This is a genomic window from Brevibacterium sp. HMSC063G07, from assembly GCF_001810665.1.
Taxonomy (GTDB): domain Bacteria; phylum Actinomycetota; class Actinomycetes; order Actinomycetales; family Brevibacteriaceae; genus Brevibacterium.
Genome location: NZ_KV802364.1, coordinates 30,504 through 42,043, shown reverse-complemented (window position 1 = coordinate 42,043; position 11,540 = coordinate 30,504). Strand labels below are relative to the sequence as shown.

The 11,540-nt window shown below is 59.4% G+C and carries 18 protein-coding genes; 7 read left to right on the top strand and 11 right to left on the bottom strand.

All coding sequences use genetic code 11. The annotated features are described in order from the left end of the window. The first annotated feature begins 101 nt into the window (after nt 1-101). A complete protein-coding gene (locus HMPREF2757_RS10585) occupies nt 102-947 on the top strand; it encodes a glutaminyl-peptide cyclotransferase (protein ID WP_226829129.1) in 846 nt (281 codons plus the stop codon). A gap of 52 nt (nt 948-999) precedes the next feature. Here the strand turns inward: HMPREF2757_RS10585 and HMPREF2757_RS10580 are convergent, their stop codons facing one another. After that, nucleotides 1,000-2,928 carry a heavy metal translocating P-type ATPase gene (locus HMPREF2757_RS10580; RefSeq protein ID WP_070576562.1) on the bottom strand — a complete coding sequence of 643 codons (1,929 nt, stop codon included), beginning with the start codon at nt 2,926-2,928 and terminating at the stop codon, nt 1,000-1,002. 255 nt (nt 2,929-3,183) lie between these two features. On the opposite strand from HMPREF2757_RS10580, the gene HMPREF2757_RS10575 reads away from it, so the two are divergent. Then, a complete protein-coding gene (locus HMPREF2757_RS10575) occupies nt 3,184-3,501 on the top strand; it encodes an amphi-Trp domain-containing protein (protein WP_070576558.1) in 318 nt (105 codons plus the stop codon). Between the two features lie 77 nt (nt 3,502-3,578). Here the strand turns inward: HMPREF2757_RS10575 and HMPREF2757_RS10570 are convergent, their stop codons facing one another. From HMPREF2757_RS10570 to HMPREF2757_RS10560, 4 genes are all read right to left on the bottom strand, one after another. Beyond that, on the bottom strand, nt 3,579-4,157 hold the full coding sequence (locus tag HMPREF2757_RS10570) for a DNA-3-methyladenine glycosylase I (RefSeq protein WP_070576551.1): 579 nt from the start codon (nt 4,155-4,157) through the stop codon (nt 3,579-3,581). A gap of 113 nt (nt 4,158-4,270) precedes the next feature. Beyond that, nucleotides 4,271-4,537 carry a Txe/YoeB family addiction module toxin gene (locus tag HMPREF2757_RS11550; protein WP_083304257.1) on the bottom strand — a complete coding sequence of 89 codons (267 nt, stop codon included), beginning with the start codon at nt 4,535-4,537 and terminating at the stop codon, nt 4,271-4,273. After that, the gene (locus tag HMPREF2757_RS10565) at nt 4,534-4,776 is read right to left on the bottom strand and encodes a type II toxin-antitoxin system Phd/YefM family antitoxin (RefSeq protein WP_070576585.1); all 243 of its coding nucleotides are present in this window, start codon (nt 4,774-4,776) and stop codon (nt 4,534-4,536) included. Before HMPREF2757_RS10565 ends, HMPREF2757_RS11550 begins: the two co-directional genes overlap by 4 nt. Nucleotides 4,777-5,061: 285 nt before the next feature. Continuing rightward, nucleotides 5,062-5,397 (bottom strand): XRE family transcriptional regulator, encoded by a 336-nt coding sequence (locus tag HMPREF2757_RS10560; RefSeq protein ID WP_070576548.1) that lies wholly within the window; start codon nt 5,395-5,397, stop codon nt 5,062-5,064. Between the two features lie 175 nt (nt 5,398-5,572). On the opposite strand from HMPREF2757_RS10560, the gene HMPREF2757_RS10555 reads away from it, so the two are divergent. The 3 genes from HMPREF2757_RS10555 to HMPREF2757_RS10545 are packed head-to-tail and all read left to right on the top strand — an operon-like array spanning nt 5,573 to nt 6,541. Beyond that, on the top strand, nt 5,573-5,818 hold the full coding sequence (locus HMPREF2757_RS10555; RefSeq protein WP_070576545.1) for a ribbon-helix-helix domain-containing protein: 246 nt from the start codon (nt 5,573-5,575) through the stop codon (nt 5,816-5,818). Nucleotides 5,819-5,870: 52 nt separating this feature from the next. Beyond that, nucleotides 5,871-6,062, top strand: a complete 192-nt coding sequence (locus HMPREF2757_RS10550) for a hypothetical protein (RefSeq protein ID WP_319643746.1) — start codon at nt 5,871-5,873, stop codon at nt 6,060-6,062. A gap of 50 nt (nt 6,063-6,112) precedes the next feature. Continuing rightward, entirely contained in the window at nt 6,113-6,541 is a 429-nt protein-coding gene (locus HMPREF2757_RS10545) for a GNAT family N-acetyltransferase (protein WP_070576536.1), read from the top strand. A gap of 463 nt (nt 6,542-7,004) precedes the next feature. Here the strand turns inward: HMPREF2757_RS10545 and HMPREF2757_RS10540 are convergent, their stop codons facing one another. From HMPREF2757_RS10540 to HMPREF2757_RS10515, 6 genes are all read right to left on the bottom strand, one after another. Beyond that, nucleotides 7,005-7,436, bottom strand: coding sequence for a HEPN domain-containing protein (locus HMPREF2757_RS10540; RefSeq protein ID WP_070576533.1), 432 nt, complete (start codon nt 7,434-7,436; stop codon nt 7,005-7,007). Beyond that, the gene (locus HMPREF2757_RS11780) at nt 7,429-8,022 is read right to left on the bottom strand and encodes a hypothetical protein (protein ID WP_070576528.1); all 594 of its coding nucleotides are present in this window, start codon (nt 8,020-8,022) and stop codon (nt 7,429-7,431) included. Before HMPREF2757_RS11780 ends, HMPREF2757_RS10540 begins: the two co-directional genes overlap by 8 nt. Before the next feature lie 105 nt (nt 8,023-8,127). Beyond that, complete coding sequence (locus HMPREF2757_RS10530) at nt 8,128-8,679, bottom strand: GNAT family N-acetyltransferase (protein WP_141750262.1); 552 nt, start codon at nt 8,677-8,679, stop codon at nt 8,128-8,130. Beyond that, complete coding sequence (locus HMPREF2757_RS10525; RefSeq protein ID WP_070576522.1) at nt 8,676-9,101, bottom strand: type II toxin-antitoxin system VapC family toxin; 426 nt, start codon at nt 9,099-9,101, stop codon at nt 8,676-8,678. The genes HMPREF2757_RS10530 and HMPREF2757_RS10525 overlap by 4 nt, the downstream gene beginning before the upstream one ends. Further along, nucleotides 9,098-9,331 carry a FitA-like ribbon-helix-helix domain-containing protein gene (locus HMPREF2757_RS10520; protein ID WP_070576519.1) on the bottom strand — a complete coding sequence of 78 codons (234 nt, stop codon included), beginning with the start codon at nt 9,329-9,331 and terminating at the stop codon, nt 9,098-9,100. Before HMPREF2757_RS10520 ends, HMPREF2757_RS10525 begins: the two co-directional genes overlap by 4 nt. 218 nt (nt 9,332-9,549) lie before the next feature. Further along, entirely contained in the window at nt 9,550-9,855 is a 306-nt protein-coding gene (locus HMPREF2757_RS10515) for a hypothetical protein (RefSeq protein ID WP_070576516.1), read from the bottom strand. Between the two features lie 340 nt (nt 9,856-10,195). On the opposite strand from HMPREF2757_RS10515, the gene HMPREF2757_RS11955 reads away from it, so the two are divergent. After that, nucleotides 10,196-10,339 carry a hypothetical protein gene (locus HMPREF2757_RS11955; RefSeq protein WP_176745930.1) on the top strand — a complete coding sequence of 48 codons (144 nt, stop codon included), beginning with the start codon at nt 10,196-10,198 and terminating at the stop codon, nt 10,337-10,339. 351 nt (nt 10,340-10,690) lie between these two features. Next, on the top strand, nt 10,691-11,540 hold an 850-nt coding region (locus HMPREF2757_RS10510), incomplete at its 3' end, for a CBS domain-containing protein (RefSeq protein WP_141750263.1).

Genomic DNA, 11,540 nt, shown 5'->3' with positions numbered 1-11,540 from the left:
GACCGCGTCACGCACTCTGAAACCGGAAGAGCCGCTTTGTCACATTGCAATCTGCCGATTCAGCTTCCACTTCGAAGCTCATCCCTACTTGCAGATCCTTTTTGCGCGCGCTCCTGTCAATACTGAGCTGTTTTACGGTTCTGGCTGTCACCGCATGCGGTTCGAACACGGCCACTGCACCCAACTCAACCGGCACTGAATCTGCTGCGAAGTCCCCTCTGCAACTGGGCGTTGAAATTGTCAGCGAACACCCGTGGGACTCAAGCAGCTTCACCCAGGGCCTCGAGGTTGTCGATGACGGCAGCCTGCTTGTTGGAACCGGCATGAACGGCAAGTCGCGGATCTACCACACAACGGCAGATGACCAGCAGACCAACAACCGACCGCTCCCTGCCAAGTTCTTCGGGGAAGGTGTGACCCAGCACAACGGCAAGGGCACCTCGTCTGTTTGGCAGCTGACCTGGCAGCAGAACGTTGCGTTTATGCGACACCCAGACACGTTAGAAGTCATCACCACCAAGACCTACGAGGGTGAAGGCTGGGGTCTGTGTTCGGACGGGGAACGACTGGTGATGAGCGACGGGTCGGCCACCTTGACGTTCCGAAACCCTGACAGCTTCGATCCTGAGGGCACTGTTGACGTAACCCTGGAAGGAAAGCCTGCACGAGGACTCAATGAGCTGGACTGCGACCCAAGCGCAGATCCGCAAGGTTCACCCGCAGTGTGGGCTAACGTCTGGCAAAGCGACGATATTTACCGCATCGACCCACACAGCGGCGAGGTTACAGCAGTTGTCGACACACAGGGCGCTTTTAAGGCCGCGCGCAGACCAGGTGCGGACGTCCTCAACGGAATCGCCAAGATTCCAGACACCGACCGTTACTACCTCACGGGCAAATACTGGGACACCCTTTATGAGGTTCGCTTTGTCCCGGTAGGCGATTAAGTGGTGCTCTCCACCTCGTCAATCGACAGAACCAAGGGCCAGCCGCCGCACCTCACTGCGGAACAACTCCGAGGTGTTTCGTTCCCAAGCGTGCGGCACGCACGCCGTTGAGAATGACGACGATTTCAACGAGTTCGTGGACAAGCACTACTCCGGCGAGGTTGAGCAGCCCGAAGATCGCGATCGGGAAGAGAGCGAGAACCGTCGCCAGCGACAGGGCAATGTTGACGGTCATGATCCTTCTGCCGCGGCGCGCATGCAAGAGCGCAGCCGGGATCAGCCGCAGATCGTGCCCCGTCAGGGCGATATCCGCTGATTCCACAGCAGCTGCCGACCCAGTGGCGCCCATCGCAATCCCAACCGTTGCCGTTGCGAGCGCGGGAGCATCGTTGATGCCGTCGCCGACCATCGCGGTTGGCTGCTGGTCATTGAGCCCGGCAATAGCGTCGGCCTTGTCAGTGGGCAGCTGCTCGGCACGAACTTGGTCTATGCCTGCTTCTGCTGCGAGCGCCAGCGCGGTGCGGCGGTTGTCGCCGGTGAGCATGATCGTGTCGACGCCATTTTCGGCCAGAATCGAGATGGTTTCTTTGGCTTCTGGCCGCAGTTCATCGCGTACTCCGATCAGGCCAACAATCGTACCGTCGGCTTCGACCACGACAACTGTCATACCGGCTTCGGCAAGCTCTTCTGCGGCAGCACTGAGACTGCTTGGATCAATCCAACGCGGGCTGCCCACCCGAACATCTGTGCCGCCAACAGTGCCGCGGATGCCGTGTCCGGCATCTTCACTGATCCCCGTCGCCGCTGGAGCTGCTGGTACGGCTTCGACAATGGCCGCAGCCAGCGGATGTGTGCTTGTCGCCTCGACCGCGGCGGCCCACGCCAGAACCTGGGCCTGCGTGGTGTTCGCGGCAGTGCGGACTTCTGCGACTTTGGGGTGCCCTTGTGTCAGTGTGCCGGTTTTGTCGAAGGCCACCTGGCCCACGGTGCCGAACTGTTCAAAAGCAGCGCCGGATTTGATGACCACTCCGAGTTTGGATGCCGAACCGATGGCGCTGATGACAGTCACCGGCACTGCTATGGCAAGTGCGCACGGCGATGCTGCGACCAGCACGATGAGCGCGCGCTCAACCCAGGTCCACGGGTCACCGACTATGAAGCCGAAGGCGGCTACCAGGGCCGCGGCTATGAGCGAAATGGGCACCAGCGGCCTAGCAATTCGGTCCGCAAGCCTAGCCCGTGAACCCTTGCGCGCGTGCGCTTGTTCTACGAGGGCCACGATCTGTGTAAGCGAGTTGTCACACCCGTCCGCAGTCGCCTTGACCACGAGCGAACCCGAGCCGTTGACGGTGCCGGCTGTGACCTCATCGCCTTCAGCAACTGCGACAGGAATCGCTTCGCCGGTAACGGCACTAGCGTCAATATGCGACCGGCCTTCGAGAATCAATCCGTCGGTGGCAATCCGCTCCCCCGCGCCGATGATCAGCCGATCGTCTTCTCGAAGGTCGGCTGCGGGAACCGTGTGCACTTCATCGCCGTGCACCACCCGGGCCGTCTGGGGAACCAGGGAAAGAAGCTCTCGCAGGCCTGCCTTTGCGCGATCCATCGCGCGATCTTCCAGTGCTTCGGCGAGTGAGAACAGGAAAGCGAGGGCGGCCGCCTCGGCGACGTGCCCGAGGGCGACTGCGCCGACTGCTGCGATGGTCATGAGCAGGCCGACACCGACTTTGCCGCGCACTGCTCCCCTGAGCGCACCGGGCACGAAAGTCCATGCGCCTGCCAGCAGAGCGATAGATTCCAGGACCGTCGCCAGCAGCGTCTGGCCCGCAAGGCCAAGAGCAAAGCCGACGATGAGGAACAAGCCTGAAATTGCCGACGGAAGCAGGGTGGGGTCACGCCACCACTTCGGGGCCGTCTCTATTTCCTCACCGGGGACGATGGGCCGGGCAGGTGTTTCTGTTCTGCAGCACACGTCGCTCATCGGGCACTCCTCATCAAAGCTGGACATATAAACGACTGCCTATATGTCCAGCTTACAATATAAAAGCCCCTGCTTATATGAGGGGATGGTCCGCTGCGCGCTTTGCCGACTGGCCAACGGGATCAGTGCGCCATCCTGCCTGGTCACACGCTTTGTCCCGATAGAATGGAAGCGGTACGCGAGCCCTCACAGATGTCGGCAACTACCACCGGCATCCGCCCGAGAGCTGGCCGAATTCGAAAGAATGGAAACGCAATGACGCAGACTCCACACACGCCCAAGAGGAATCAGAAGCTTCTGAAGAGCAAAGCCGACTTCAATCGCGAAGACCTGGCAGCGTTCTTGGAAAACTTGGCCACACGCATTCGCGCAGGCGATATGACCCTCGGCACCGGCGAAGGTGCGGTGTCCATGGAGCTTCCTGGAACATTTCGCACGACAATGGAAGTGACTGATTCGCACCGACGTCGCGGCATTGAGCGCGAACTTGAGCTCGAAATCGAATGGCTTGTCGATGACACCGGCGCGCCTGTCGATGAGGACGGCCAGGCTTCGGGCTTCGCAGTTTCCTAAGCGGTCGAAGCCACCGGGCCGCGCGACGATGCGCTAAGCGGCTTTGCTTGCACCCCGTTTGCATCGGGGCGCACCTGTCACTCCGGCCGCGCGGTCGAGCCGACCAGATGGGTATTGACGATGCCGACGGCTTCCATGAGCGCGAACATCGTCGTGGGTCCGACAAACACGAAGCCTCTCTTGCGCAGCGCCTTGGCGAGAGCTTTTGATTCCGGCGAGGTGGTGGGCACCTCGTCTGCCGTTCTCGGGACAGGCTGGACCTCCGGCTGGTACGACCAGATAAGGTCAGCTAATCCCTCGTCGGCGCGCAGATCGAGTGTTGCCTGCGCGTTGGTGATTGTGGCGTCGATTTTGCGCCGATTGCGCACGATCCCGGCATCTGCCATCAGGCGTTCCCGGTCTGCGTCGTTGTATGCGGCAACGATTTCAGGATCAAAGCCGTCAAAAGCCGCCCGGAAGTTCTCACGTTTGCGCAGAATCGTCACCCATGACAGGCCTGACTGGAACGCTTCCAAACTGAGCCGCTCGAACAAGCCCTGCTCATCCCTGACCGGCCGACCCCATTCCCTGTCGTAGTAGTCCCGCAGCAGAGGGTCCGAGGCAGCCCATGGCGGGCGGATGATTCCATCGTCGCCGATGACAAGAGATTCATTCATGCGGCTGGCCTCCTCGAAACTGCTCCGCGATGGGCTGAAGATAGAAGCCCGAAGCTCGGCAGGCCGCAAAGGCGCACTGCAGAATAAACGAACGGCGCAGGCAGCGAACCTGCCTACTCATAATGAGTCCACATTCGAAGGACATGGACGATGCGTTCTTGGGCGTCAACCTCATAGACAAGGCGATGCTGGATATTGATTCGCCGCGAATAGCAGCCGGCCAGATCTCCAACCAGCTTCTCAGAACGCGGTGGCGCAGCGAAGGGATCAGCGGCAAGCACCTTCAGCAGCGACTGTGCTTTTGGCTTCAATCCGGATGAGGCCAACTTTTTCGCGTCTTTCTGCGCCTGCCGTGAATAGACCAAGCGCCAATCAGTCACCAGTCAAGCTCTTCCGACGCCGCACTGATTCCTTCAGCCCGAGCCGCACGGATCGAGTCGGTCATCCCTGGAATTGAGGCCAAAAACAGGCTCTCCTGCACCGCCCGCCAGTCGTCCTCACCTACCAAGACCGCATTACCGCGTTGACCCGTGATGGTCAGCGGCTCGGACTCGCTGTTGACCTGATCGATCAGGCGATACAAGTTGGCGCGCGCCGAGGTGACACTCACAGCAGTCATGTCATCAACACCTCCAGAGTGATCGTACGCTTTTACGTACGTCCCGGCAAGGGGTTGATAACAAGGCACCGCCAGTCTGCGCCCCTTCAAGAGCACTCACCCTAATTCAGTCAAACCAGTTTGACACTGTCGAGATCATCGTTGTCATTTTTGGAGATTTGGCGGTGGCCAACGCCAATGCGCTCTGCAAGCTGAGCTTATGTTGAGCTGACTTTCTCGCGCAGGTGCTCGTCAGACCTATCGTTAACCAACGGAGTGTTCTCTTTGTACCAGCGTTGCCGGATACTACATCTCGTCAATAACCAAAGTTCTCTCTTCAGCCACGACCAGCACCTCGACCCCCTTGAGGGCTTCACTGAGGACGTCATTGACAACCCACTCGAGCGAATCAAGGGCGTCCTCTCCCCCGCTGACGGCTTCAGCCTCGCAGTCATTCACCCGGATGAGCGCGGCCCCGCCGATGGGCACAACGCCATCATCGTCAGAGCCGTGCTCTTCAACAATTCGCGCCCATGCGGAATCCAGCGCGTTCGGCGTGATGACACGTACCCGAACCCGGTAGGCAAGGTCTTGAGTCGTGTGCCGGTCAAACCAGTCGTCGGACACTTTCCAGATTGTCATGGTTCAAGTATCAAACTGAGCAGGTGAGGTCGCAATGAGCGTGGCGCTTCGTTGCTCAAAGGGCACAACCACCACAGACCACCCGGCACAATATGCCGCCACTTCCAGTCGGCGTACTCCACAAGATACCCACTGCACCTAGCGTCTAACCTAATTTCGTATTACGATTAAGGGCATGAAGACCATCAAAGGAAAGCCAGTCAGCGAAAAGCAGATTGAGGCTTGGGCAGCCGAAGCAGAACGCGGCTATGACGTGGAGACCCTGCGCTCTCGGGGGCGCAAACCTCGTGACGAGGCGGCGGCAAAGGTTGTCTCTATTCGCCTCTCGCCCAGCGAAATTTCTGATCTGGATAACTATGCCGCCGCCCACGGCTGGTCGAGATCTCAAGCAATCCGCGAAGTATTGAGGAACGCAATCTAAGGTGGAAGTTCACCGGAGCGCAACAAAGCACGGCATAGAGCCGGCAGATTCTGTGATTGCAGCAACGTCCGGCTGCGCTTTCAAGGCTCCACTTGACGACGAGACCCCTCAACGAGAGCTTCGCCTCGGATTCGACAACTCAACACGACTGCTCGAGCTGGTTGTCCTTATTTGGGACGACGGATCAGAAACCGTCATTCACTCGATGAAGGCTCGAAAACAGTACCGGACCCTGCTCGACTAATCGCCAAGATAGCCAGGAGCTCCATTGTCTCCTGCACTAAACTCGCACTCATGGAACTCGTGACATACAGGCACGATGACGCGCCCACTCGAGAAGAGCTTGTTTCGCTCTACGGTTCCGTCGGCTGGACAGTCTATACGCGCACCCCCGAACGGCTCGAAGCGGCGATTGGTGCTTCACTTCGGGTCGTCACAGCGAGGGTGGGCGACGAACTCGTGGGACTCGCCCGCATCGTCGGCGATGGGCTCACGATCGCCTATTTACAGGACATTCTCGTGCGGCCGAGCCACCATCGACGCGGGATTGGCCGCGAGCTCTTCTCGCGCGCATTCGAGCCCTACGACGAGGTGCGCCAAAAGGTGCTCATGACCGACTGCGGGCAGGCCACTCGCTCGTTCTACGAAGCCATGGGCTTCACTGAGACCCACGACCTCGGCGAACTCAGCGAACAGGCGCGCGTTTTTGTGCACTTCAGCTGAGCGGACTTCACTCGTCGAAAACCAGCTCGACGGACTGAACCCAGTGAGTTAGTGATTCCAAAGATGGACGGCATCGTCGCCCGACAGTATAACTAGGGCGGTGCCGGACAAAGCTTCCTCAGCGGCGCGGATGCGATTGCCATCGGCAAGGAAGGCCATGCCGGCAAAAACCCGAACCGCCCAATTCCTCCTTCCATCCGAGCCATGCGCACCACCATGTCACTCATGCCAAACGGCTCCACCCACACGAAAAGGGCGGCCCCGGCGAACTCCGGGGCCGCCCTCAAGCGGCCATTCAGCCGATCAGCCAAAAGCTGAACGACGCACTCGGCTACACGTTAAACCGGAACTCGACCGCGTTCCGGCACTGAGAACCATCGCGTTCACTGGCGTGCGTGCCGTTGATGCGCTCGCCGGCCAGCCAGCGGCTGAGCACGTCGATCCACATGCCCAGAGGACCGATTCAGCCAAGAATCGCCTCGCAGGCGGTGACGATCGCCGATGCGGCACTGATTGCTTCCCTGACGTCCTGGAGGGTCGCCGTCGGCTGATCATCACTGGGATACTCTGTCGCGTTGCGCACTTGGCGCATCCATTCGAACTCCTCGAGTGCAGCGTCCTCGATGAACTCGGCGGCGGCCACTCCCGTGTTCCGATGGGCTCCGCCAACCGGGCGCACCCGCAATCCCTTCGTGGCCAGAACGGCGACGAGCGCCTTGCGCGCAGCGTCGTAAGCCGCCGTGAACGCCATGGCCTGGTCATCGGAGCCGGCCAGCGCCTCAGCGGTGCGGACGTGTTGTTTCGCCATCTCGATCACCGTCACCGCATAATCCCTGTTTACCGCGACCCTCTCCAGCCGTCGGCTCGCGAGCATCCGAGCGATGACGTCAGACATGAAGATTCCCAGTCATCACGTCGAAGCTAGGGCGTGAACGCAACGTCGCCACGAACGGCGTCGGGTCATCCGTCTCCCATTCCTCGATGGACAGCCTGGTCACGTTCACCGGCACATCGAGTCGCTCTCCGACCTCGGAAGCGATCGCCACCAACACCCGGCGCGGAGCAGAACCCAGGACAAGGACATCGATATCGTTCGGGAACTCCCCTGCCTCGCCGGCTCGTCGGGCTGCCCAGGATCCGTAGATCAGTACGCGCTCGATGCCCTCCACACCATCGAACTGCTCACGGAGAACGGGCACGGGCCCATAGGTGGCGTCGACAATCTCGCGCATGGGCCTGAACAGCGGATGCTCGTCATCGGCTCGCACAAGTCGATTGCGCCCTTCATGACGGTCCCGGAGAATGCCGCTCTCCACGAGCCGCCCCACCTCACGATGAACCACTGGGCCGCTGACGCCGGCGCGGCGGCCGAGCTCAGCCAGTGAGAACTCCCGGTCGGGATGACTCAGGGATTCCGCAAGGATCGCCCCGACCGCGTCGGAGCGCACGAATGGAGTCAACTGCGAGCCAGGAACCTTCACAAAACGTGAATATATCTTCCACTTATGGGAAGTGTCAACGGTGCACGTCAGACGTTGAACCGGAATTCCAGCGAGTTCTGGCACGTAGGACCCTGCAGCCAGCGACTACCAAGCCCGCCCGCGCAGGTCGACGTCTCCGTCAGGCCATGTCTCGAGCGGGGCGATTGGCAGGATGAGGATCGGCGGGCCGAGCTCGCCCACGACAGATTCGCCATCACGCCCGATCGACTTCTCGCGAGCAAGAATCCTCTTCCAACCACACGACTCGTAGAATGGGACGACTTGCTCTCGACAGCCCAAGTAGCCGAACGCGAGGCGACCGCGATCGCGCATCGATTGCGCTGCCCAGCTCATGAGTTCGTGCCCGAGACCCATCCCTCTCGCGTCACCGGAGATCAAGACACCGCCGACTCCCGCGATCGCGAGGGTCTCCGTACCGACAGCGATCTCGCGGCGTGCCCATCCCACGTGGCCAATGACGCGGCCTTCGATCCGCGCCATGATGTGGACATCATGTGACGCGTAGCCGTATGGCTGTTGCGGATCCCACTCTCCGAACTCCTTGAGATACTCGCTGTCGAACAGCTGTCGAAGCCCACGCAGATCGGCCTCAGTGACTTCCTGGTGGGCGAGGACCTCGATCGAATGACGCTTCACGCGTCCACATTCCAAGGGTCCACGAGCTCGACGCCGGTGTGCTGAAAATCCTTCACATTGCGCGTAGCGCAGGTTGCCCCGTGTGCTAGGCAGATCGCGGCGATTTGGGCGTCGGCGGTACTTATCGGCGCGCCTGCGGCCTCTCGCGACGCGAGCACCTCCGCGTATTGCTTCGCCGCGTCAGCATCGAAAGCAAGCAAGGACTGGCTCGCCCGATACGGCGCTACTGCTTCCTCGATTCCATGCGCCAGCTCGTCTTTGCGTCGGCCTTCCGGGAGCTTTCGGACACCGGCAAGCAGCTCCGCAAGAGTGATGGATGTGATCGCGACGTCACCGGTCAGCGCCACAAGCCATTCGACGACACGAGGCTCCGGCGAGGGCCGAAACATCTCCGAAATGATATTGGTGTCGAGGACGATCATTCGAAGTACGCCGCCCTTGCAACATCGTCGCGCGTCGGAACCGGGAGCTCCTTGACCCCACCGACTTCCCGCGCCACGCCCAGAAGAGCCATGCCGATGTGCGGCCGTCGAGCCGCCTTTGTCAGGATGTCACGAACCTCGGCTTCCATGGACCGCCCGTTCTCCTTCGCCTGAGATGCGAGCTGTTGCTTCACGTGGTCATCGAGACCACGCACGATAATGGATGCCATCAGAGCCACCTCCTTGTGCTATCAACAATGATAGCCCTGATGGCGCTCGTGTCGCTCAGTACCCAAGCAGCTCCCGGATGCTGACAACCGACCTCGACACCTTGCTCAGGTCACTGCCCTCGACGGTGGACGGCGGAGGGTAGAGAGAAAGGCCCTGCGACAACGCCAACGATGCCACCTCGTCCTGCGAACCAGTCCAGCGTCTCCTGAAGATAGGGTCAGGCTGGATCATCGACGGCAGCTATGAACGCCGAGAGCAACGGTTCCTCTGGATCGGTGATTGTCAGATAGGCCTCTTTGCCATAGACCGTGTCCACGTCTCCGGAGTAGTAGCCAACGGCTTCCGGAAGAAGCAACAACGCACGCACGGCCTGCACCTGTAAGACAACGGCATCCTTGTGGCTAAGCGGAACTTGGTTGTCACCAGGCCCCTTCGACAAAGCGGGCACGCCTGCCACGATGAGGACATCGCAGTGTTGTTCGATGGCTTCGGGATCGTCGCCACCGAACATCGGGTGGAGCACCCCCTGCACCTCGCCGTCGGGAAACGGTGCGCCACTCGACGAACTCGATATCCAGAGCCATTCGATCGAGCAACCCAGGCTGTCGCCATCAGCCGCGTCCTCGTCCCATTCGAGGTTGCCTTCTTCACTGATGTAGTCATTCAGGGCCTCGATAATCTAATCCCTGCTGACCGCGTCACGCAACAGCACCTAGCCGATGACTGGGTCGTCGCTCATTTCATAGCTGGGCTCGGAGCGAGTGCTTTTGATCGCTTTGCTTTGCCAGAACAGTTACCGAAGAGTCCGAACACGTCTTTCGCCCTGTGGGCAATTTCGAGCGGTCATTGCGACAAAAGGTGCTGTGACTGCACTTTGGAGGGGAGATGACGAGGTGGAAGTCGAGGTCGACAGCAATGTTGACCTCGCGGTGTCGCCAGAATTCGCGGCCTTGGTGCCAGGTTACGGCTTCAACGCGGTCAGTTGGGTGGGTGCAAGAGTGGGATGACGGCTAACTTCCAGCCGATGGCTTTTACGCCTTCAACATGGCCGTTGTTTTCGGTTTTGCGTACGGATTTCTTGGCCCGTCAGGCTGAAGGCGAGAACTTCGAAAATGGCACAGGCCGCCACTGCTTGCCGCCGCTACACGTTAAACCTGAACTCCACCGCGTTCCGCAGCCAAGTAACCTGTGACATCCCCTCATCACGCGTCGCGACATTAGTTCTCGAACATAGGTTATCCTTGCCCCAACTGGACCCCCCCAGCCATGAGTACGTCGATAGCCAATGGGCATAGTCGCCCGCTCCGATGCAGAACTACCCACTTGTGCCGATCGCCACTACCTAGTAGGTGAACATAATGACGACCAACGACGAAGAAAACACTTCAGATACGCACGCAGATAAAGATGGGCAATCGCGCCAAAATGAACTCGGTAAGTTTGTTTCATCCAACAAAAATAGCGCCCAGTTCGCCACCAGCTACGTACTTGAATGCTTCGGTCGATCGCGACGTGGAGCCATCGTCAACCGTCGGATCAATGAGTGGCTCGCGGAGAACCAATTGGAAATGTTCCCGGATATCAGTTCAGCCGACTATTACGGCGAAGTTGAGATCCGACGCCTCTCCTCGGACTCCGAACCGCAAACTCCGAAACCTGATGAATCATCAAACGAATCCGCCTCAGAGAAATCGACAGTGGGTGGCTGGGTTTTGTCTTCCTTAAAGAGTGACGCCGATGAGCTAGATAGCCTTCAGTACGGCGACTCAGTAAGCGACGCGATTGAACTAATGCAACAACGAAATCGCACCAAGTTGCCACTCTTCTTCTCGAAGAACGACAGGTCGACTCTCATCGGCACGGTTACCATCTCGGACCTCACCTTTGACAAGGTATCCGACCAGACGAAACTTATTAATGTGGCCACAACCCAGGTTCCAGTAGTGGGAACGAATGAGAAGCTTTTCGACTGGGTCTCAACCATTCTTCAGCACAGATTTATCTACGGGAAAAACGCAAGAAACGAGATCGTACAGATCTACACTACGTGGGACCTAGCAACCCATCTAAACTCGATCGCCGCAATGTTCCTGCGCGCTAACGAGATCGAAGAGCTTCTTCGGGGGGTTCTCGCGGATGTTGACGAAGCAAAGCTCAAGAAGGCCATAAAGAAGGGGCCACTGACAGAGGTGTATATAGACACAGAAC